This window comes from Dankookia rubra, assembly GCF_004355005.1.
Lineage (GTDB): Bacteria > Pseudomonadota > Alphaproteobacteria > Acetobacterales > Acetobacteraceae > Paracraurococcus > Paracraurococcus ruber_A.
The window spans coordinates 110,462-131,977 of the sequence record NZ_SMSJ01000010.1 but is presented as its reverse complement, the minus strand read 5'-3'; the positions used below and the strand labels follow the sequence as shown (position 1 = coordinate 131,977).

Here is a 21,516-nt window from a genome sequence, read left to right as displayed (position 1 = left end):
AACCTCATTCGACATCGCGCAGGGTCGGGCCGCCGGGCCCTTCGACGATGGCCTGCACCTTCGCCTCGGCCTCGGCCAGCTTGCGCTCGCAATGCTGCCGCAGGGCGGCGCCGCGTTCGTAGTCGGCGATGGCCTGGGCAAGGCTGCCTTTGCCCCCTTCCAGCGACCGCACGATCTCTTCCAGTTCCTGCAGCGCGTCCTCGAAGGACATGCCGGCCAGCGGGCGCTGTGCCGTGGTGTCCCCACCTGTACCGCCGGGCTGGGCCCGCCCCTCTCCCATACGGGTCTCCTGACTCAAGGGGCCATCATACATCCGGCGCCGCCGGGGCCAAATGCCGGGCGTCCCGGCGGCCGGTGCGGGCGGTGCAATCCTCGCCTCCGTGGCCTCCGCGTGACAGTCCGGCAGGCCGGAATATCAAGGTTGCAGCGTGGGTTGCGGCGATCCCAAGGGAACCGTTGCGGATGGTCCGCGCAGGACTGCGGGGGCGGCCGGTACCCCCTGGAGGAGCCAGCCGCCGCGGTTCCTTTCGCCGCCAGTGCCGCCTAGCCTGTTAGCAACGAACCGGAGACCCCTCATGCCAGCCCTGCCGCGCCGTGTCCTGCTGGGCGCCGTCCCCTCCCTGCTGGCCGCGCGGCCGGCCCTGGCCCAGGGCGAGCCCGGGCGGCCGATCCGCATGGTGGTTCCCTTTGCCCCGGGTGGCTCGGCCGACGTGGTCGCCCGGATCACCGCGCAGGGCCTGCAGGAGGCGCTGGGCCAGACGGTGGTGGTGGACAACCGCGGCGGCTCCGGCGGGGTAATCGGCTCGGAGGCCGTGCTGGCGGCGCCGCCGGACGGCGCGACCATCGCCTTCCACACGCTCTCCTCGGCCGTGCTGAATGCCGGGCTCTACCGCACCCTGTCCTTCGATGTGCGCCGCGCCTTCGCCCCGGTGGCGCTGGTCGGCACTCTGCCGAACGTCGTCATGGTGAACCCGAGGGTTCCGGCGCAGACCCTGCCGGAGCTGCTGGCGCTGATGCGGCAGCGGCCGGGGCGGATCACCTATGCCTCCTCCGGCACCGGGACGATCACCCATCTCTCGGCCCACCTGCTGGCCAGCATGGCGGGAGCGGAGGCAACGCACGTGCCCTATCGCGGCTCCGGCCCCGCCTTCGCCGACCTGCTGGCCGGCACGGTGGACATGATGGTGGACACCATGGCCAGCGTGATCCCGGCGATCCGCGGCGGCCAGGTCCGCGCGCTCGCGGTCACCACCGCCAGCCGCAGCGCCGCCTTGCCGGAGATCCCGACCGCCGCCGAGGCCGGGCTGCCGGGCTACGAGACCTACAATTGGCACGGCGTCTTCGCCCATGCGGCGACGCCGGCGCCGGTGCTGGCCCGGCTGGAAGCGGCGACGATCGCCGCGGTGAAGGCGCAGGCGGCGCGGCTCGAGGCCGCCGGGGTGGAGCCGCGGCCGGATGGGAGTGCAGCGCTTGGCGGCTTCTGGGACCAGCAACTGGCGCTGTGGATACCCATCATCCGGGCCTCGGGCGCCTCGGTGGACTGACAACTGCATTCTTGCGGCCGGCTCGCCTCCCGGCGCAGCATGACCCCAGGGCGGCGGTAGACCGCCCTGAACGACTGGAACCGAACCGCGGGGCCATGCCCCGCGGCCAAGCGTGAACACGCAAGCCGGAACCAAGGAGGGAAAAGGTCCATGAGCTCGACCGCGATCGGGGGCCGTCCGGCCCAACCGTTAGCTGGCGAATTATACGCAGGCGATGCACCGCCGCTGACCTCCGGCGGCCCGTTGGAGGAAAAGCACCTCCGCTCCGCCGCCTACCGCAACGCCGCGCAGCAGGAGAAGCTGACCAGCACGCACTGGCACATCGCCTGGGCCAATGGCCTCGGTTGGGGGTTCGACGGCATGGACGGGGCGATCTTCTCGCTCGTCGCGCCGATGGTGATGGCGGAGTTCGCGGTGTCGTTGCCCGAGTACCGCACCGGCGTGCAGATCGCCATGCTGGTCGGCATCGTCGGGCTCTATCTCTGGCCCTGGCTGGCCGACAAATACGGCCGGCGGACGCTGCTGGCGATCAACATCGCCATGTTCTCGCTGATGATGCCGCTGGTGGCGCTCGCCCCGACCTGGGGCTTCTTCGTCGCCGCCTATGCCATCGTCCGCTTCGCGCTGAACGGCGAATGGGCGATCGGCTCGATGCTGGTCGCCGAGACCTGGCCGGCCCGGCTGCGCGCCCGCATCGTCTGCTCGGACCGCGCCGCCTGGGGCGTCGGTGCCGCGCTGGCCGGCACCATCACCGCGGTCGTCGTGCAGAACTGGGGCTGGCGCGCCGCCTTCGTGATGCCGGCGGTGGTTGCGCTGCTGGCGGTCTACGTGCGCTTCCTGTGTCCCGAATCGCCCTACTGGGTGCGCACCACCGACCGCAAGCGGCGCATCCGGGCGGAGCTCGCCGCGGGCCAGGCGCTGAGCGCCGAGGACCGCGCCTGGTTCAGCAAGGCCGACAAGGTCGGCGTGCGGCAGCTCTTCCTGCCGGACATGCGGCGCAACACCATCCTCGCCACCTTCGTCGCGGTGACCAACCTGATCGCCTTCTCCACCGTCGGGCTCTGGATGCCGTTGTTCCTGAAGGAGGCGCATGGCTGGTCGGCGGCGGAGTACGGCAGCTTCTACGTCGCCTGGGGGCTGATCGGCGTGGTCGGCATCGCCGGCGCCGGCTGGATCGCCGACTTGCTGGGACGGCGGCTCGGCTTCGTGCTGATGCTGGCGCAGGGCGCGCTCTTCCTGACGCTGTGGATCTATGCCGAAAGCCATACCGCGCTCTGGGTCTACGGCCTGCTCTGGAGCATCGGCTTCCTCGGAGTCTGGGGGCCGGCGACGACCTACACGGCCGAGATGTATCCGACCCGCATCCGTGGCGTCGGCAATGGCTTCTCCTGGGCCATCGGCTTCTTCATCGGCTACGTGCTGTGGCCTTTCGTGTCGGTCTGGATCCGCGAGGCGACCGGCAGCTTCCACCTCGCCTTCCTGCTGATCCCGGTGGTGATGCTGTTCCAGGCGGCGGTGGTGTGGATCTGGAGCCCGGAGAATGCGGGCAAGGATCTCGACGGGATCCACGTGTGACGAAGGAAGGTTGGGGAGGAAAAGCATTCCCTTCCCAAACCCCACCCTTCCTTTTTGTGAGTCGGCACTCGTCACGCGGAGGATGCCGGACTTACAGAAATAGATGAGGGGGTCCGGGGGAGAATACCTTCTCCCCGGCCTTGCCTACTTCTCCGCCAACCCGGCCATCCGCGCGAGCACCGCATGGATCGCCGCGGTATCCTCCCCGCCATGCCCCGCGGCGAGCGTCGCCGCATGCAGCGGCAGCACCGCGCTGAACAGCGGCACCGGGCATTCCAGCGCGGCAGCAAATTCGCCGATGACGGCCAGGTCCTTCGACCACATGGCGTTCCGCATGGTCGGCGGCGCGTAGTGCTTCGCCGCCATCATCGGCGCCCGCAATTCGAAGACGCGGGAGGTGCCGACGCCGCTGGCGACCAGCCCCACCACCTGCGCCGGGTCGAGCCCGGCCTTCTCCGCCAGCACCATCGCCTCGGCCGCGGCCAGGTTGTGGATGGCGACCAGCAGGTTGGCGACGAACTTCATCCGCGTGCCGTTGCCGAAGGCGCCGAGATTGTGCGCGGCGCGGGCGAAGCCGGCGAAGCAGGGCCCGAGCGCCTCGATCGCCGAGGCCTCGCCGCTGGCATAGACCACGATGTCGCGGGTCACCGCCTGCGCCCCGGTGCCCGAGAGCGGGCAGTCGAGCATCGTGTGGCCGGCGGCGCGCAGCACCGCCTCCGCCGCCTGCTTGTCCTCGAGCGTGAAGGTGCTGGTCTCGACCAGCGTGCGGGGCGGCAGGCCGGAAGCGGCGATCGCCGCGGCGGTCGTGGCCAGCGCCGCCGGTTTCGGCAGGCTGCAGAGCAGCAGCGGCGCCGCCCGGGCCACCGCGGCGGCATCCGCCGCGATGTCGATCCCCGCCCCGGCCAACGCGTCGCAGCGGCCGGCATCGGTGTCATAGCCCACCACGCGCCAGCCGGCCTCCTTCAGGTTGCGCGCCATGGCGCCGCCCATGATGCCGAGGCCGATGACGCCCACCACCTGGTCCATGACAATTCCTTCCCTGCGCTCCGGCCAGTCTTGCCCAGCCGGGGCGGCGCGTGAACCATGCGGGCGGAGGGCCAGGACCCATGCGCGCCGCGATCCGCGACACCGAGATCTATTTCGACATCGACGGCCCCGGCCTCGTCCCCGACGGGCCGGCGATGCGCGAGAGGCCCGTCGCCTTCGCCATCCATGGCGGGCCCGGCGGCGACCATACCGGGTTCAAGCCGGGCTATGCGGCGCTGACGCAGGCGATGCAGGTGGTCTATTTCGACCATCGCGGCCAGGGGCGCTCGGCCCGCGGCGATCCGGACCGCTGGACCCTCGATGAGAATGTCGAGGACATGGAGGCGCTGCGCCGGCATCTCGGCGGCGCGCCGATCGTCTCCATCGGCACCAGCTATGGCGGCATGGTCGCCATGGCGCATGCGGCGCGCTACCCGGAGGCGGTCTCCCATCTCGTGCTGGTGGTCACCGCCGCGCATGGCGGCTTCATCCCGCGCGCGCAGCAGATCCTGGCGGAGCGCGGCACCCCCGCGCAGCAGGCGATCTGCGCCAAGGTCTGGTCGGGCGGCTTCGAGGACGAGGCGGAGCTCAAGCGATACTACCGCGTCATGGGCCCGCTCTACGCCGCGAAGCACGACCCGGCGAAGTCGGAGGACGGCCTGGCGCGGGCCATCCACAGCCCGGAAGCGCTGAACCGCGCCTTCAAACCGGACGGCTTCCTGCGGCGTTTCGACCTGCGGCCGGAACTGGCGCGGATCGCCGCGCCGACGCTGATCCTGGCCGGGGCGCTCGACTGGATCTGCCCGCCCGAGTTCTCCGAGGAGATCCATGCGCTCATGCCCGGCTCCCGCCTGGTGATCGTGGCGGAGTCGAGCCATTCCATGCGGGTGGACGCGCCGGAGCGGCTGTTCGGCGAGATCCTGGCTTTCGTGGCAGGATAGCCCGCTGCAGGGCAGGAGGAGGCTTTCCATGGCCGAGACGATGCTGTTTCCCGGAGTGGTGGAATGGTCCGGCGAGAATCCGGGCATCTCGCTGAAGGCCGACCCCGACGGCCCCTTCACCGCGCTGGCCAGCTTCTTCCGTGTCGTGCTCTCCCCGCATGGCCGCGGCCATGCGCTGGTGCTGCTGGAATCGCCGCAGCAGGCGGGCGCGCCGGGCAATGTCTGCCTGACCGACAACGAACCCCTGGCCCGCTGGCTGATCGCCGGATACGTCGCCCACTTCGCCGCCTGGCGCGGCCTGCCGGGGCTGGAAGGGCTGCGCTTCCGAGCGATCGACAGCGTCACGACCGAGGGCGACGCGATCACCGCCTATGCCGAGGTGATTCGCGCCGGCGGCACCACCGTGCGGCTGGGCTGGAGCGGCCTCGGCAAGCCCTTCTGCTTCGCGCATCCGCCGGAGCGGTCCTCCACCGGCCGGCACTCCATGCCGAGCGTCTTCGTCGGCTGCGACAGCGCCACGATCGAGCTCGACGGCCGCGTCCTGCCCGGCAGGCCGGTGCCGCGGGAGGTCGTGGGGCAGCGGATCAGCACGGCGATGCTGGCCTTCTCCGAGACCTGGATCCGCGCCTGACCGGGACGCCTCACGCCATGCCGACCGAGATCGAACGGAAATTCCTGGTCGCCGGGGATGGCTGGCGCGCCACAGCGCTCGGCCCCGGGCTGCGGCTGCGCCAGGGCTACCTGCCGAATGGCGGGGCGCCGGAGGCACCCGTGGTGCGGGTGCGGCTGGCCGGGAAGGATGGCTTTCTGACCATCAAGGGTCCCGGCCTGCTGAGCCGGGCCGAGTTCGAATATCCCATCCCGGCCGAGGATGCCGAGGCGATGCTGGCCGCGCTCTGCATCCCGCCGGTGCTGGAAAAGACCCGCACCCGGGTCGCCCATGGCGGGCTGGTCTGGGAGGTCGACGTCTTCGCCGGCCACCTCGCCGGGCTGGTGCTGGCCGAGGTCGAGCTGGCCTCGGCCGACCAGCCCTTCGCCCGGCCCGGCTGGGCAGGGCAGGAGGTCACCGGCGACGGGCGCTACCAGAACAACGCCCTCGCCCGCGCCGCGGCTATGCCTGGACCAGGCCCAGCTCCGTCGCCTTGACCTGCATCGCCAGGTATTTCGAGTACATCCGGCACTGCGCGAAGGACCCGCCGGTGAACCAGAGGCCGGGCTGCGGCGTGCGCATCCACATGTTGCGCAGCTCCTGCGCCGCATCGAACCCCCAGACCTTGCCGACCCGCGCCGCGACCTCCGGCCCGAACAGCGTGCCGACCAGGTGGTCCTGGCCCTTGTAGCCGGTGGCCAGCACCACCAGCCCGGCCTCCAGCACCCGGCCGTCCTTCATCCGCGGGCCGGCCGGGGTGAATTCCTCGATGTCCTGGTACTGCGCCAGGCCGATGGCGCCGCTGGCGACCAGGTCGGAACAGCCGACGTTGAAGTAGTAGCCGCCGCCGCGCGTCCGGTACTTCAACGGCCAGCCGGTGCCGTCCTCGCCGAAGTCGAGCCGGAAGCCGACCCGCTCCAGCGCCGAGAGCAGGGGCGCGTCGTATTCCCGCGCCTTGTCCGTCAGCAGCCGGTGCGCCCGCTTCATCACCGGCACGGGGAAGGAGGTGTTGATCAGGTCGCGGTCCTCGAGCGTCGGGCCGCGGCCGTAATAGACCCCGTCATAGAGCTGCGCGCTCGGCTCGACATTGACGATCAGCGTCGGGCTGCGCTGCACCATGGTGACCTGCGCGCCGTTGCCGTGCAGGTCCTGGGCGATGTCGTGCGCGCTGGTGCCGGTGCCGAAGACCAGCACCGGCTTGCCGCGCCAGGCGGCGCCGTCCCTGAAGCCGCTGGAATGCACCACCTGCCCGGCGAAGCGGTCGAGCGTCGGGATCTCCGGGATGTGCGGCGTGCCGCTGACGCTGGTGGCCATGACGACGTGGCGCGGGCGCATGACGCGTTCCGAGCCGTCGGCCAGGCGCAGCCGCGCGTTCCAGCAGCCGCCCGCGGCATCCCAGCTGGCGCCTTCGAAGCTGGTCCGGGTCCAGAAGTCGATCTCCATGGCCTCGACGTAGAACTCGATCCAGTTGGCGATCTTGTCCTTCGGGATGTAGTGCGGCCAGGTCTTCGGGAAGGGCAGGTAGGGGAAGTGGTTGCTGTGCACCTGGTTGTGCAGCTTCAGCCCGCGATAGCGCAGCCGCCAGTTGTCGCCGATGCGGGCCATGCGGTCGACCACCAGCGCCTCCACCCCGAGGGCACCGAGCGCCGCCGCGGCGGTGACGCCGGCATGGCCGCCGCCGACGACCAGCGCCGCCGGGTCGCGGTCGGCATAGCGGGCGGACTCGCGCCGCCGGTCGAGCCAATTGGGACCCTCGAAGTCGCGCTCGAAGGCCGGCTCCTCCCGTGCGTCGCGGATCGTCGCCTCGTCGTGCCCGGCGATCGACTGCAGCGCGGTCAGCAGCGTCCAGGCCTGCGGCGGGTCCTCCGCCGCGTCGGCGCACTGGATGCGCAACAGCCCGGCGCCCTGCCCCGCCGCGGTGCGGAACATCAGGATCGCCTCGATGCAGGGCTCGCCGGCGCGCTCCACCAGCCGCGGCGGGCAGCGGTCGGGGTCGATGGCGAGGTCGCGCAGCCCGGCACCGAGCGCGGCCTGCAGCAGGGCCGGCGCCACCGCCTCGCGGCCGCTGGTGGTGGCGATGGTCCAGCGCAGGCCGATGATGTCGCGCCAATGCCCGTCCGGGCGGAACAGCGCGCCGAGCCGTGCCGCGTCGCGGGCTCCGAGCGCCGCGCCGAAGCGGCTGAGCCAATCGGCAGTGATGCGGCCGGGATCGAGGTCCTGCATGGCGAGCGTGTCTGTGGTCATTGGCCTGTTGCTTGTCCTGGACTTGCCGCAGCCTAACGGAGGCCGCGGCGGCCCGGCAAATCAGGCCTCGATGCCGAATTGCAGCGCCGCCAGCCGGCCGTAGAGCCCGCCCTCCCGCACCAGCGCCTCGTGCCGGCCGCTGGCGACGATCCGCCCGGCCTCCATCACCACGATGCGATCCGCCCGCCGCACCGTCGCCAGCCGATGCGCCACCACCAGCGTGGTCCGGCCTGAGGATGCCACGGCCAGGGCCTGCTGCACCGCCTGCTCGCTCTCGGCATCGAGCGCGCTGGTCGCCTCGTCCAGCAGCAGCACCGCGGGATCGCGCAGGATGGCCCGGGCGATCGCCAGCCGCTGCCGCTGCCCGCCCGACAGCATCACCCCCTTGCTGCCGAGGAAGGTCGAGAAGCCCAGCGGCAGGGCATCGAGAAAGCGGTCCGCCGCCGCGGCCGCGGCCGCCGCGCGCACCTCCGCCTCGCTCGCCTCCGGCCGGCCGAAGCGGATGTTCTCGACCGCGTCGGCGCTGAAGACGATCGGGTCCTGCGGCACCAGGCCGAGCCGCGCCCGCAGCTGGGCCGGATCGACGGTGCGGATATCGACGCCGTCCAGCGTCACCCGCCCCGATTGCGGGTCGTAGAAGCGCAGCAGCAATTGCAGCACCGTGGTCTTGCCGGCGCCGGAGGGCCCGACCAGCGCCACCGTCTCGCCCGGCTCCACCACCAGGGAGAAGCCATCGAGCGCCGCATGGCCCGGCCGCGTCGGGTATTCGAAGCGGACCTCCTCGAAGGCGATCCGCCCGCGCGCGGGGCTCGGCAGCAGGGCGGGCGCGGCCGGCGCGGCGATCGCGGGCGGCACCTCCAGCAGGTCGAAGATCCGCTCGGCGGCGCCGGCGGCGCGCTGGATCTCGCCCCAGACCTCGGACAGCGAGGCGCCGGAGGAGGCCAGCATCACCGCATAGAGCACGAAGGCGGCCAGTTCCCCGCCGGTCATCCGCCCGGCTACCACGTCCCGCCCGCCGACCCAGAGGCTGAAGGTGATGGCGCCGAAGCCCAGCAGGATCACCATCAGGATCAGCAGCGACCGGCTGTTGATCCGCCGCACCGCGGCGGCGACCGAGCCCTCGACCCGCGCGGCGAAGCGGGCGCGGTCCACCGGCTCGTGCGTGAAGGCCTGCACGGTCCGCAGCCCGGCCAGCGTCTCCTCGGCCAGGTCGCCGAGGTCGGCGATGCGTTCCTGCGCCGCGCGCGACAGCCGCTTCTCCCGCCGGCCGAACAGCACCAGCGGCGCCACCACCAGCGGCACCACCAGGGCGACGATGCCGGCCAGCTTCGGGCTGGTCACCAGCAGCATGCCGAAGGCGCCGATCCCGGTCAGCACGTTGCGCAGGCCCATCGAGACGGCGGAGCCGATCAGCGATTGCAGCAGGGTCACGTCGGCGGTCAGGCGCGACAGGATGTCGCCGGTTCGCGCCGTCTCGAACCAGGATTGCGACAGGCCGAGCACATGGTCGAAGACCTGCCGCCTGAGGTCGCCCGCCACCCGCTCGCCGAGCCAGGAGACCAGCCAGAACCGCGCGCAGGTGGCAGTCGCCAGCGCCGCGACCACGCCGAACAGCACCAGCGCGGTGCGGTCGAGCGCCGCTGCGCTGCCGGCGGCGAAGCCCTCGTCGACCAGGTGCCGCACCCCCTGGCCGAGGCCGAGCACCAGGCCGGAGGCCAGCAGCAGCGCCACGGCGGCCAGCAGCACCCGGCCGCGATAGGGCGCCAGGTAGGGCAGCAGCCGGCGCAGCGCGGTGATCCGGGGCGGCGTGTCGTGTTGTTCCCTCGCCGCTGCCACCCAGATCCCCCTGCCCGCTTCGCTGCCACACTGGACCGGCCCCCGGCCGCACGGCAACCGCCGCCCCCCCACGGGATGGTTGGCCAGGGCGCGATCCCCGCCTAGGCTTCCCGGCCATGCCGTCAGGGAAGCAGATCATGGCCGACGAGATCCCCGTCCTCGACCTCGCCCCGCTGTTGCGCGGCACGCCCGGGGCGCTCGACGACCTCGGCGCCCGGCTGCGCCGCGCCTTCACCGAGGTGGGCTTCTATTTCGTCCGCAACACCGGGGTGCCGGAGGCGCTGGTGCAGGCGGCCTTCGACGCCGCCGCGCGCTTCCATGCCCAGCCGCTGGAGGCCAAGCTGGCGCTGCCCTTCGATTCGAACAACCAGGGCTACCTGCCCTTCCGCGGCAACACCACGCGGATGAACGCGGTCGACGGCATCAAGCCGCCCAATGCCAACGAGGCGGTCTTCTTCAAGCGCGAGCTGCCGCCGGACCACCCGGACGTGCTGGCGGGCAAGCGCTTCCGCGGCCTTAACCGCTGGCCCACGGACCTGCCGGGCTTCCGCGAGGCGGCGCTCGACTATGCCGCGGCGATGGAGGCGCTCGGCCGCCGTCTGGTGCCGATCTATGCCGCCGCCCTCGGCCTGCCGGCCGACTGGTTCGATGACAAGTTCCGCGAGCCGATGTTCACCCTGCGGATGACCCATTACCCGCAGCAGGAACCCACCGCGCCGGCCGATGAATGGGGACTGGCGCCGCATGCCGACACCTCCTTCATGACCATCCTGGCGCAGAACAAGGTGCCGGGCCTGTCGCTGCGGCTGCCGGACGGGCGCTGGATCGACGCGCCGGCGCCGGAGGGCGCCTTCCTGGTGAATGGCGGCATGATGCTGCGGCGCTGGACGAACCATGCCTTCCTGGCGACCCCGCACCGGGTGACCAACCGCTCGGGCCAGGAACGCTACGCCATCCCCTTCTTCATGGACTGCTCCTACGACGCGGTGATGGCGCCGATCCCGACCTGCGTCACCCCGGACAACCCGCCACGCTACCCGCCCTTCACCTATCCGGAGTTCATGGGCGAGTATTCCGGCGCGAACTACGGCCAGCGCGGCCAGGCGGCGGCGGGGGTGGCGCTGCAGGGCGCCTGACGCGGGGCCGTCGCGGGATGGCGACGGCGGCAAAACTCGAGAAAGGGGAAGATCCTAGCCAACCGGGATGCTTTTTCATGTATGTGTTGTTCCGGCGACGGCAAAAAGAAACTATAAGTTTACAAATTACTCGAAGCTCTTTGCGGTCGGATGCGCGGGTTCCCGCGCGCCGGACCGGAACGGATGACAGGCATGCTCGCTCAACGTCTGGAACGACTGGCCCGTCGCCTCCCGGCGCGCCTCCGCCCGCTGCTGGTGGCCGGCCTCCTTGCCGGCCTCCCCGGCGCCCCGCCGGCCGCGGCCGAGGGCCCGCCGCCGATCCAGATCAAGGTGGTCGGCGGCCTCGCCTCGATCAGCCAGTATGTCCGCTACGAGGCGCCTTTCTGGACCGACAGGGTCCCGGGCCTGACCAATGGCCGGGTCCGCGCCGAGATCGCCCCCTTCGACCGCAGCGGCATCCGCGGCCAGGAGATGCTGCAGCTGATGCGGCTCGGCGTGGTCCCGTTCGGGACCGTCCTGCTGGCGCTCGCCGCGGCGGACGAGCCGGAGCTGAACGCCATCGACCTGCCGATGCTGAACCCCGACATCGCCAGCCTGCGGCAGACCGTGTCGCTCTGGCGGCCGCGGATCGAGACGCTGCTGCGCGAGCGCTACGGCATCCGGCTGCTGGCGGTCTATACCTATCCCTCGCAGGTGGTCTTCTGCGAGCAGGCCTTCACCGGCCTCAGCGACCTGACCGGCCGCCGGGTGCGGGTCTCCTCGGTCGGCCAGGGGGAGCTGATCGAGGCGCTCGGTGCCGTCCCGGTCGTCACCCCCTTCGCCGAGATCGTCCCCGCGTTGCGCGCCAACGTCGTGCAATGCGCCGTCACCGGCACGCTGTCGGGCAATGCGATCGGGCTGCACGAGGTGACGACGCATGTCTCCCGCGTGGCGATCAGCTGGGGCGTCGCCATCTTCGGCGCGAACGAGCGCGCCTGGATGGCGCTGCCGGGGGAGGCCCGCACCGCCATCACCGGGGGCCTGGCCCAGCTACAGGAGGATATCTGGCGCGGCGCCCAACAGGAGACCGAGGACGGGCTGCGCTGCAATGCCGGCAGGCCGGACTGCTCGGCCGGCGCCAGGGGGCGGATGACGATCGTCGAGGACCGGCCGCAGGACCGCGCCCGCCGCCAGCAATTGTTCACCGACTCCGTGCTGCCGGCCTGGGTGCAGCGCTGCGGCAGCGACTGCGCCGAGACCTGGAACGGGATCATGGCGCAGGCCCGGGGCATCTGGGCCAGGGCAGACTGACGCATGCAGGCTCGCCGGCTTCGCCTGGCCGTCTCGCTCGCCTGCGGGCTGGTCCTGCTGACGATCGCCGGCGGCACCACCCTGCTGCTGGACCGCCTGCGGGACACCGCCCGCACCACCGCGGTCCAGCTGGTCCAGCGCGCCGCCCGGGTGGCCGAGGGCACGGTCAACCGGCATTTCCTGTCGATCGACGGGACGCTGGCCGGACTGCCCCAGGTGCTCGGGCAGATCGCCCGCGACGGGACGGTCGACCGCGGCGCCGCAAGCCGGATGCTGCGCGACCTGAATTTCCAGAACCTCAATTTCCGCGACCTCATCATCCTGCGCGCAGATGGCCGGCCCTGGGCCAGCGCCCTGGCCGGGTCGCGCAACCGGACCTCGCCGATCGACCCCGCCCGGCTCGCGGAAGCGCGCAACACCGGCACCGCGGTGATCAGCGGGCCGGTCCGCAATGCCCAGACCGGCGAGTGGACGCTGTTCTTCCTCCGCAGCCTGGACCTGCCGGGCATCGAGCCGCTGGTGACGGCGGCAGAGGTCCCGGTCGCGCTTCTCGCCACCATGCTCTCGCCGCTCGGCGAGGTGCCCGGGCTGCGGCTCTCGGTCGAGCGGGCGGATGCCCAGCTGCTGGCCAGCCTGCCGCATGACGAGACGCAGATCGGCCGGCCGCTGTCGCGCAGCGCGGCGAGCCTGCCGCAGGACGGCGCCGCGGCCGAGATCCCGGGCCGGATCGCCACTGTGCCGGTCTTCGCCGCGGCGCGGCCGATGCTCTACCGGGACATCCTGGTGGTCGCCAGCCTCGAGACCGGGGCCGCCTACGCGACCTATGAACAGGATCGCCGCCGGCTGCTGATCGTGGCGCTCGGCTCCGCCTGCCTGATCGGCGCATTGGGCCTGGCGCTGAACCTCGCGCTGCGCCAGCGCGAGCGGATCGAGGCCGAGCGCGCCGCCGCCCGCAGCGTGCTGGAGAGCGCGATCGAGAGCCTGCCCGACGGCTTGGTCATGTTCGACGCCGAGGACCGGCTGGTGATCTGCAACCAGCGCTACCGCGACTTCTACGCGGTCAGCGCGCCCTTCATCGTGCCCGGCGCGCGGTTCGAGGACATCATCCGCGAGGGCGCGCGCCGCGGCCAGTATCCGCAGGCCGGCGACGACATCGAAGGCTTCGTCGCCGAGATCAAGGCCTGGCACCGCGGCGACTACCCCAGCATCGAGCGGCTGCTGCCGGATGGCCGCTGGGTGCTGGTGACCGAGCGCAGTACGCCCGGCGGCGGCACGGTCGGCATCCGCACCGACATCACCGCGCTGAAGCACGCCATGGCCGACCTGGCCCAGGCGCGCGACGCCGCGGCCGCGACGACCGAGGCGAAGTCGCGCTTCCTGGCGCGGATGAGCCACGAGTTGCGGACGCCGCTGAACGGCGTGCTCGGCCTGGCCCAGGTGCTGGCGCGGGACCCCGCGCTGTCCGGCGCGCAGCGGTCGCAGGCGGAGACGCTGGAAGCCGCCGGCCGGCACCTGGTCGCCGTCGCCAACGACGTGCTCGACCTGGCCAAGGTCGAGGCGGGGCGGCTGGAGCTGCGCCTCGCGCCGGTGGATCTCGCGGCCCTGCTGCGCGACTGCGCGACCCTGGTGCGCCCGGCGGCCGACGACAAGTCGGTGGTGGTCGCCCTCGAGCTTGCCGCGGACCTGCCGCGGACGCTCGAGACCGACCAGACCCGGATGCGGCAGATGGTGCTCAACCTGCTGTCCAACGCGGTGAAATTCACCCCCGACGGCGGCCGGGTGGAACTGGCGGCAGGGCCGCTCGGCGCGGCAGATGCCGACGGGCCGGTGCCGCTGCGGATCGAGGTGCGGGATACCGGCCCCGGCGTGCCGGAGGCGCAGCGCCGCGCCATATTCGGCGACTTCGTCCAGCTTGACCGCGGCAAGGCGGGCGGCACCGGGCTGGGACTGGCGATCGCCGCCGGCATCGCCGAGCAGATGGGCGGGCGCATCGGCTGCGAGGCCAATATCCGGTCGCCCGGCGGCCAGGGCGCCACCTTCTGGGTCGAGCTGGCGCTGCGCCCGGCGGCGGCCGCCATGCCGGCGCGGCCGGCGCCGGCCGCCGGGCCGCGCCGGGCGCTGAACGTGCTGGTGGCGGACGACGTGCCTGCCAACCTGGCGGTGGCGCGGGCGCTGCTGGAATCGGCCGGCCACCGGGTGCACTGCGTCGCCGACGGCGCGCTGGCGGTCCGCGCCGTCCAGGAGGCGCCGGAGGACATGGCCTTCGACGTCGTCCTGATGGACGTGATGATGCCGAACCTCGACGGCATGGAGGCAACGCGCCTGATCCGCACCCTGCCCGGCCCGGCCGCCCGCGTGCCGATCCTGGCGGTAACCGCCAGCGCCTTCACCGAGGACATCGCCGCCTGCCGCGAGGCGGGGATGGACGCGCACCTCGCCAAGCCGATCGAGCGCGAGGCGCTGATCGCGGCGCTCGGCCGGCTGACCGGCGATGCGCCGCCGCCGGACGCGGCGCCGCCGCCCCCCGCCGCCGGGAGCTTCGACCACATCGCGCTGCTGAGCCGCCGCGCCGGCGCGGCGCTGGTGGTGCCGGGCCTCGACCCCGAGGCGGCGCGCAGCCTGGCCGGCGAGTTCGTCCGCGAGATGCGCGAGGCGGCGGCGCAGCTGGCCGGGACCGAGGCCGACCTTCCCGATCACATGATCCCGGCGGCGCACCGCCTGGCCGGCGCCGCGGCGACGCTCGGCGCGATGCGGCTGACCGCCGCGGCGCGGCAATTCCAGGCCGAGGCGCGGCGGCTGCCGCCGGAAGCGATGCTGCAACTGCGCGGCGTGCTGCTGGAGATCGCCGCGGACTCGATCGCGGCGCTGGAGGTACCGGCCGGCGAGCCGCCGGAGGCCGAGGTGGCGGTCGCCGGCTGAAATTCCCCTCGGCCCCCCCCTCTGCCCGCGGGCCATGCAGGCTGGGCAGGGAAGCGCCAGCGCCGGCGCCGGCCTCGGGGGCGATAGCGAGCGCGGGCGCGACCCGCCCCCCTGGCATGGCGATTGCTGCCCTTTGGCCGCCTGCGGCGGATCGACCGCACCGACAGGCCAGCGGAGACGCCACGTGACCTCTTTGCCCGGCGGCATGCCGCCCGCGGACCGCGACCTTGCGGGCTATGGCCGCAACCCGCCCGATCCGCGCTGGCCGGGGGGTGCGCGCCTGGCCCTGTCCTTCGTCGTCAATGTCGAGGAGGGCGCCGAGCTGTCGATCGCCAGCGGCGACGAGCGCAACGAGGCGGTGCCGGAAACGAGGCAGCTGGTCGAGGGCGCGCCCGACCCCTGCATGGAGACGCATTTCGCCTATGGCTCGCGCGTCGCGCTGTGGCGGGTGCTCGACCTGCTCGACCGCTTCGGGGTCAAGGCGACGTTTTCCTGCTGCGGCCGCGCCGTCGCGGCGACGCCGGCGCTCGCCGCGGCGCCGGCTGCCGCAGGCCACGAGGTCAGCGCGCATGGCTGGCGCTGGGAGATGCACGCCGGGATGCCGGAGCCGGTCGAGCGCGCGGTGATCGCGCGCACCGTCGCCGTGCTGGGCGAGGCCGCCGGCACGCGGCCGGTCGGCTGGCACACCAAGTCGGCGCCCTCCGTCAACACGCGGCGGCTGCTGCGGGAGGAAGGCGGATTTCTGTATGATTCGGATGCCTATGACGACGACCTGCCGCGCCTGGTGCAGGTGGGCGGCGCGCCGCACGTCATCCTGCCCTATGCCTTCGACACCAACGACATGCGCTTCGCCCCGGGCCAGGGCTTCGTCCAGGCCGAGGATTTCTCCCGCTACTGCATCGGCGCCTTCGACCACCTCGTGCGCGAAGGGATGACGGCCCCGAGGATGATGTCGGTCGGGCTGCACCTGCGGACCATCGGCCGGCCCGGCCGCATCCGCGGGCTGGAGCTGCTGCTGGAACACGTCACGCGCCACCCCGGCGTCTGGATCGCCCGCAGGATGGACATCGCGCGGCATTGGCGGGCGATCTCGGGCCTGCCGTCATGAGCCGGGACAACCCGGTGGCGCGCTGGCTGGAGCGGCCGGCGCGGGCGGTGGCGATCATCGGCGGCTGGTGGCTGCTCGGCCTCGCCTTCCTCACCTGCGTCGAGATCTTCGGGCGGAAGTTCTTCAGCTTCTCGCTGCTCGGCGTCGACGAGATCGGCGCCTATACGCTGGCGGCCTTCTCCACGCTGAGCTTCGCGCATGCGCTGGTGGCGAAGTCGCATACCCGCGTCGACTTCCTGCTGGGCCACCTGCCGCCGCCGCTGCGCGCGGTGCTGAACGCGCTCGCCTTCGTGCTGCTGGCCGTGCTGGCGATCTTCGCGGCCTGGCGCGGCTGGGCGGTGCTCGACGAAAGCCTCATGTTCCAGGCGCATGCCAACTCTCCCCTGAACACCCCGATGTGGCTGCCGCAATCCGCCTGGCTGGCCGGGCTGGTCGCCTTCGCCATCGCCGCCGGGACGTTCGGCGCGCATGCGCTGCTGCTGCTGCTGCTGACCGACTGGCGGAAGGTCAACCGCTGGTACGGGCCGATGACGCTCGAGGAGGAGGTGGCGACCGAGGCCAGCGCCATCCTCGCCCGCGGCGCCGACAAGGAGATCCTCCGGTGATCGGCGTCGGCGAGGCCGCGATCGGCTTCGGCATCCTGGTCGCGCTGCTTTTCATCGGGCTGCACGTGGCGACCGCGATGTTCCTGGTCAGCGTGCTCGGCGCCTCGCTCTACCTCTCGCCGGCGCTGGTGGACGCGCTGGGGACCCAGCTCTGGGCCTCGATGGAGGACTATGTCCTGCTGTCGATCCCGCTCTACATCCTGCTGGGCGAGATCCTGGTGCGCAGCGGCAGCACGGACAAGCTCTACCGCAGCCTGGCGGACTGGCTGAACGTCCTGCCGGGCGGGCTGCTGCACACCAACATCGCGGCCTCGGCAATCTTCTCCGCCGTCTCGGGCTCCTCGGTCGCCACCGCGGCGACGGTGGCGACCGTCGCGCTGCCGAGCTTCCGCACCCGCAGGTACGACGACCGGCTGGTGCTCGGCTCGATCGCCGCCGGCGCCTCGCTCGGCAACCTCATCCCGCCGGGGATCGCGCTGATCGTCTACGGTGCCATGACCAATACCTCGGTCGGCCAGCTCTACGCCGCGGCCGTCATCCCGGGCGTGGTCATGACGGTGCTGTTCATGGCGACCATCGTGCTGATGGCCTGGCTGAAGCCGGACTGGGTCCGCCAGCAGGAGGCGGTGGACCGCCTGGGCATCCGGCTGCGCCGGCTGGTCGACCTGCTGCCGCCGCTGGTGATCTTCGCCATCATCATGGGCAGCATCTACAGCGGCTGGGCGACGGTGACGGAAAGCGCGGCACTCGCCTGCGTCGCCGCGCTGCCGATCGCCGCCCTGTACGGGCGGCTGAACATCCGCATGCTGCACGACTGCTTCGTGGCGACGGCCAGCCTGACGGCGATGAGCCTGCTGATCCTGTCCATCGCCTTCTACCTGAATTTCGTGCTCGGCCTGCTCGGCGTGACCCCGGCGCTCGGCGCCTTCGTCACCGGCATCGGCGCGACGCCGCTGATGCTGATCCTGGCGCTGACGGTCTTCTACCTGCTGCTCGGCGTGTTCTTCGAGACGCTGCCGATGCTGGTCGGCACCGTGCCGGTGGTCTTCCCGGTGATCGTCGCCGCCGGCATCGACCCGGTCTGGTTCGGCGTCTTCATCGTGATGATGTGCGAGATCTCCCTGATCAGCCCGCCGGTCGGGATGACGCTCTACGTCATCCAGGCGGTGCGGCGGGAAGGCACGATCGCCCAGGTCTTCGCCGGGACGATTCCCTTCTTCGTCGCCATGGTGGTGATGACCGGGCTGCTGATCGCCTTCCCCGGCATGGCGACCTGGCTGGCGCGGCTAAGCTACGGGTAGGTCCGCGACGGCATGCGCGGCGATATCCTTCCGCCGCGCCACCCAGACCTTGCCGCCGCGCGCGGCCAGCACGCGCAGGATGCCCTCCACCGCGCGGAACCGCGCGGGCCGGCCGCAGATGCGCAGGTGCAGGCCGATGTTCAGCAGCTTCGGCACCCCCCGCTCGCCCTCCTCGATCAGCTGGTCGATCGCCGCCTCGGCATAGTCCACGAAATGCTGCGGCACGACGAAGCCGTTGGGGTGGAAGAACTTCATGTCGTTGCAGTCGAGGGCATAGGGCATCACCAGCAGCGGCCCGCCCGCGACCTCCCGGTCCCAATAGGGCAGGTCGTCGTCGAAGGCGTTGCTGTCGTAAAGATAGCCGTGCCGCGCCAGCAGCTCCCGGGTCCAGGGGCTCTCGCTGCCGCGGCAGAAGAAGCCGACCGGGCGCTCGCCGGTCGCCGCCTCGATCGCCGCGCCGGCGCGCAGCAGGGAGGCCTCCTCCGCCTCCCGGCTGGCGAAGTCGGCATGCGGCCGCCAGACCCAGCCATGGTTCGCCGCCTCGTGCCCGGCGGCAATGCAGGCGCGCGCCAGGTCCGGCGTGCGTTCCACCGCCCGGCCGCACATGAACCAGGTAACCTTCACCCCGTGCCGGTCGAAGGCCTCGAGGAACCGCCCGACCCCGGCGCGGGTGCCGTAGGAGAATATGCCCTCCTGCCCGAAATCGCGGCGTCCCGGCGGGACCACGCTGATCACCTCGCCGATCCGCTCGTTCTCCGCGTCGCCGGCTTCCAGCGCCATCTCGGCGCCCTCCTCGTAGTTCACCACGATGGAGACGGCGAGCTTCGCGCCGCCGGGCCAGGCGATGCGGGGCGGGTTCAGGCCATAGCCCATCAGGTCGCGGCGCATGGGGCATCCCTTTTCATCGGCACCGATCTTGCAAAGACCTGGCCACCTTCGCCAACCCCCGGGAGACGCCATGTTCCGCCCGCTTGCCCTTGCCGCCGGCCTGCTGCTGGCCGCGGCGCCCGCCTTCGCCCAGCAGGCCCCGGTGCCGCTGCGCGCCGTCGGCCATTTCAGCCAGAACACCAAGCAGATCGAGATCGAGCGGGCCTTCTACGCCGCCCTGCCGGCGCAGACCGGGGTCAACTTCCAGGTCAGCTTCAACCCAATGGACCAGATCGGCCTGCAGGCCGCCGATGCGCTGCGCCACCTGCGCACCGGCGCCTTCGACGTCATGGCGGTGCTGATCGGCCAGGTCGCGCGCGACGAGCCCTTCTTCGACGGGCTCGACCTGATCGGAGTCTCGACCAACGTCACCGACTTGGCCAAGGCGGTGGATGCGGGGCGGGGGGCCTTCGACAAGCGGCTGCAGGAACGCTTCAACGCGAAGGTCATGGCGCTCTGGCCATTCGGCCCGCAATACTTCTTCTGCAACGCGCCGGTGAAGGGCGTCGGCGACCTCAAAGGCCTCAAGGTCCGCAGCTACACGCCGTCCATGACCGCGCTGGTCCAGCATCTCGGCGCGATCCCGGTGACGCTGCAATTCTCGGAAGTCTATCCGGCGCTGCAGCGCGGCCTGGTCACCTGCGGCATCACCTCGGCGGTCTCCGCCTATGCCGGCAACTGGGGCGAGGTGACGACGCATGTGCTGCCGCTCTCGCTCGCCGGCGGCGTGCAGGGACATTTCATGAGCATGGCGGCCTGGAGGCGCTTCACCCCGGACCAGCAGGCGGCGCTGACCAGGGCCTATCAGGGGCTTGAGCGGCAGATGTGGGACTTCGCCCAAGTGAGCGACACCCAGTCGCTCGGCTGCCTCGCCGGCAAGCCGGATTGCGAGGGGCGGAAGTTCGGCGCGGTGATCTCCGCCGTGCCGCCGGAGGACGACGCAAAGGTGCGCGAGGCCGTCAGCAGCGTGGTGCTGCCGAGCTTCCGCGACGGCTGCAACCGCATCTGGGCGGAATGCGCCGCGGTCTGGAACCGCACGGTCGGCGCGGCGCGCGGCTACACCATCCCCTAGGCGCCATCAGGCGGCGATCTCCCCGATCGCCGCCGAGAGCACGTCGAGCGCCGCGGCGAAATCGGCCAGGTCCATCGCCTCCTCCGGGTTGTGGCTGCCGTGCTCGTTGCGGATGAACAGCATCGCCGTCGGCACGCCGAGCCCGGCGAAGGTCAGCGCGTCATGCCCGGCGCCGGAGGCCATCTCCAGCACCGACACGCCGGCCGCCTCGGCCCCCTGCAGCAGCGCCGCGCGCAGCCGCGCATCCATCGCGGCCGGCGGCACCGGCAGCGGCGTGCCGTAGTCGATCACGACGCCCCGCTCCGCCGCGATCCGCGCGGCCTGGTCGCGCAGCAGCGCCTCGGCCGCCTGCAGCACCGCCGGATCCTCGCTGCGGATGTCGAGGCTGAAGCCGACGGCGCCGGGGATCTTGGTCGGCCCGTGCATCGCCGGGTCGGTCGAGAACTCGCCGATCGTCAGCACCAGGTCGCGCCCGCCGGATTCGGCGACCTTCCAGAACTCCTCCAGCGCATGCGCCAGCGCCGCCACCGCCAGCACCGCATCCCGCCTGCCCTGCCGCGGCACCGCGCCGGCATGCGCCCAGGCCCCCGTGGCGCTGCAGGCGCGGTAGCGGATGCTGCCCCGGATCCCGGTGACCACGGCGGCCGGCAGCCCGGCCTCGACCAGCACCGGCCCCTGCTCGATATGCGGCTCGATGAAGGCGTGGATATAGGCGGGGTCGAGCGAGCTGCGGCCCTGGCGGATGAAGTCCGCGTCGAAGCCCTCCTCTGCCATGTGCTCCGCCAGCGTCCGGCCGCTGTCGGTCCGCCGCAGCGTATCGGGCGCATCCGGCGCCAGCAGGCCGAAAGCGGCGCGGCTGCCGAGGTAGAGCATCGGGAACCAGCACATCTCCTCCGCCCGGATGCCGAGGATGACGAGGTCGCGCCGCAGCACCTGCCCCGCCGCCTTGAGCCGCGCCGCGAGCGCGAGGCCCATCACCACCCCTGCCGCGCCGTCGAAGTTGCCGCCATGCGGCACGGCATCGAGGTGCGAGCCGATGACGACGGGCGAGGCGCCGCGATCGACGCCGGGCAGCGTCATCGACAGCGTGCCGACCGGATCGGTCTCGACCTCGAGCCCGACCTCCTCGGCCGCCGCGCCCAGGATGGCATGCGCCGCCCGCTCGCCCGGGCCGTAGCTGGCGCGGCTGACGCCGGGCGGGTCCAGCGAGGCCTCGCGCAGCGCCGCGAAGACCAGCCCCGCCATCCGCACCGCCGCATCGCCGTCCATGCCCTGCCCCCTCGCTGCCCGCCCCTTCTGGCGCGGCGGCGGGCGGCGGGCAATCGGCCGCGGCGGTCACGTTT

General features: G+C 72.1%; 18 protein-coding genes. 12 read left to right on the top strand and 6 right to left on the bottom strand.

The window, feature by feature from the left end:
- Positions 1 to 4 precede the first annotated feature (4 nt).
- Complete coding sequence (locus tag E2C06_RS11075; RefSeq protein WP_133288676.1) at positions 5 to 280, bottom strand: exodeoxyribonuclease VII small subunit; 276 nt, start codon at positions 278 to 280, stop codon at positions 5 to 7.
- A 295-nt stretch (positions 281 to 575) separates the two neighbouring features.
- Between E2C06_RS11075 and E2C06_RS11070 the strand changes: the two genes are divergently transcribed.
- Positions 576 to 1,544 (top strand): Bug family tripartite tricarboxylate transporter substrate binding protein, encoded by a 969-nt coding sequence (locus E2C06_RS11070; RefSeq protein WP_133288661.1) that lies wholly within the window; start codon positions 576 to 578, stop codon positions 1,542 to 1,544.
- A gap of 150 nt (positions 1,545 to 1,694) precedes the next feature.
- Positions 1,695 to 3,119, top strand: coding sequence for an MFS transporter (locus tag E2C06_RS11065; RefSeq protein WP_133288660.1), 1,425 nt, complete (start codon positions 1,695 to 1,697; stop codon positions 3,117 to 3,119).
- A gap of 144 nt (positions 3,120 to 3,263) precedes the next feature.
- Here the strand turns inward: E2C06_RS11065 and E2C06_RS11060 are convergent, their stop codons facing one another.
- Positions 3,264 to 4,145, bottom strand: coding sequence for an NAD(P)-dependent oxidoreductase (locus tag E2C06_RS11060; RefSeq protein WP_133288659.1), 882 nt, complete (start codon positions 4,143 to 4,145; stop codon positions 3,264 to 3,266).
- Positions 4,146 to 4,225: 80 nt separating this feature from the next.
- Here E2C06_RS11060 and E2C06_RS11055 point away from each other — a divergent pair, with 80 nt between their 5' ends.
- From E2C06_RS11055 to E2C06_RS11045, 3 genes are read left to right on the top strand one after another with little or no spacing between them, the layout of a single operon-like run.
- Positions 4,226 to 5,086 carry an alpha/beta fold hydrolase gene (locus tag E2C06_RS11055; RefSeq protein WP_133288658.1) on the top strand — a complete coding sequence of 287 codons (861 nt, stop codon included), beginning with the start codon at positions 4,226 to 4,228 and terminating at the stop codon, positions 5,084 to 5,086.
- Positions 5,087 to 5,114: 28 nt separating this feature from the next.
- Complete coding sequence (locus E2C06_RS11050; RefSeq protein ID WP_133288657.1) at positions 5,115 to 5,717, top strand: hypothetical protein; 603 nt, start codon at positions 5,115 to 5,117, stop codon at positions 5,715 to 5,717.
- A gap of 17 nt (positions 5,718 to 5,734) precedes the next feature.
- Entirely contained in the window at positions 5,735 to 6,232 is a 498-nt protein-coding gene (locus E2C06_RS11045; protein ID WP_133288656.1) for a CYTH domain-containing protein, read from the top strand.
- On the opposite strand, the gene E2C06_RS11040 is transcribed toward E2C06_RS11045, so the two are convergent.
- Together E2C06_RS11040 and E2C06_RS11035 are read right to left on the bottom strand one after the other, a co-directional pair.
- Positions 6,198 to 7,979 (bottom strand): NAD(P)-binding domain-containing protein, encoded by a 1,782-nt coding sequence (locus E2C06_RS11040; protein ID WP_206664509.1) that lies wholly within the window; start codon positions 7,977 to 7,979, stop codon positions 6,198 to 6,200. The two genes, E2C06_RS11045 and E2C06_RS11040, sit on opposite strands and share 35 nt — an antisense overlap.
- Before the next feature lie 60 nt (positions 7,980 to 8,039).
- Positions 8,040 to 9,815 carry an ABC transporter transmembrane domain-containing protein gene (locus tag E2C06_RS11035; RefSeq protein ID WP_133288655.1) on the bottom strand — a complete coding sequence of 592 codons (1,776 nt, stop codon included), beginning with the start codon at positions 9,813 to 9,815 and terminating at the stop codon, positions 8,040 to 8,042.
- A gap of 137 nt (positions 9,816 to 9,952) precedes the next feature.
- Here E2C06_RS11035 and E2C06_RS11030 point away from each other — a divergent pair, with 137 nt between their 5' ends.
- The 6 genes from E2C06_RS11030 (at position 9,953) to E2C06_RS11005 (ending at position 18,174) form a co-directional block, all read left to right on the top strand.
- The gene (locus E2C06_RS11030; protein WP_165982327.1) at positions 9,953 to 10,951 is read left to right on the top strand and encodes an isopenicillin N synthase family dioxygenase; all 999 of its coding nucleotides are present in this window, start codon (positions 9,953 to 9,955) and stop codon (positions 10,949 to 10,951) included.
- Positions 10,952 to 11,143: 192 nt separating this feature from the next.
- The gene (locus E2C06_RS11025) at positions 11,144 to 12,241 is read left to right on the top strand and encodes a TRAP transporter substrate-binding protein (RefSeq protein WP_133288653.1); all 1,098 of its coding nucleotides are present in this window, start codon (positions 11,144 to 11,146) and stop codon (positions 12,239 to 12,241) included.
- A 3-nt stretch (positions 12,242 to 12,244) separates the two neighbouring features.
- Complete coding sequence (locus E2C06_RS11020; protein WP_133288652.1) at positions 12,245 to 15,160, top strand: PAS-domain containing protein; 2,916 nt, start codon at positions 12,245 to 12,247, stop codon at positions 15,158 to 15,160.
- Between the two features lie 184 nt (positions 15,161 to 15,344).
- Positions 15,345 to 16,268 (top strand): polysaccharide deacetylase family protein, encoded by a 924-nt coding sequence (locus E2C06_RS11015; protein ID WP_241671213.1) that lies wholly within the window; start codon positions 15,345 to 15,347, stop codon positions 16,266 to 16,268.
- Positions 16,265 to 16,873, top strand: coding sequence for a TRAP transporter small permease subunit (locus E2C06_RS11010; protein ID WP_133288651.1), 609 nt, complete (start codon positions 16,265 to 16,267; stop codon positions 16,871 to 16,873). The genes E2C06_RS11015 and E2C06_RS11010 overlap by 4 nt, the downstream gene beginning before the upstream one ends.
- The gene (locus E2C06_RS11005; RefSeq protein ID WP_133288650.1) at positions 16,870 to 18,174 is read left to right on the top strand and encodes a TRAP transporter large permease; all 1,305 of its coding nucleotides are present in this window, start codon (positions 16,870 to 16,872) and stop codon (positions 18,172 to 18,174) included. The genes E2C06_RS11010 and E2C06_RS11005 overlap by 4 nt, the downstream gene beginning before the upstream one ends.
- Here E2C06_RS11005 and E2C06_RS11000 read toward each other — a convergent pair.
- Positions 18,160 to 19,062 carry a polysaccharide deacetylase family protein gene (locus tag E2C06_RS11000; protein ID WP_133288649.1) on the bottom strand — a complete coding sequence of 301 codons (903 nt, stop codon included), beginning with the start codon at positions 19,060 to 19,062 and terminating at the stop codon, positions 18,160 to 18,162. The genes E2C06_RS11005 and E2C06_RS11000 overlap by 15 nt on opposite strands.
- A gap of 70 nt (positions 19,063 to 19,132) precedes the next feature.
- Between E2C06_RS11000 and E2C06_RS10995 the strand changes: the two genes are divergently transcribed.
- A complete protein-coding gene (locus E2C06_RS10995) occupies positions 19,133 to 20,173 on the top strand; it encodes a TRAP transporter substrate-binding protein (RefSeq protein ID WP_133288648.1) in 1,041 nt (346 codons plus the stop codon).
- A gap of 6 nt (positions 20,174 to 20,179) precedes the next feature.
- On the opposite strand, the gene E2C06_RS10990 is transcribed toward E2C06_RS10995, so the two are convergent.
- Positions 20,180 to 21,442, bottom strand: a complete 1,263-nt coding sequence (locus E2C06_RS10990; protein ID WP_133288647.1) for a hydantoinase/carbamoylase family amidase — start codon at positions 21,440 to 21,442, stop codon at positions 20,180 to 20,182.
- Positions 21,443 to 21,516 lie beyond the last annotated feature (74 nt).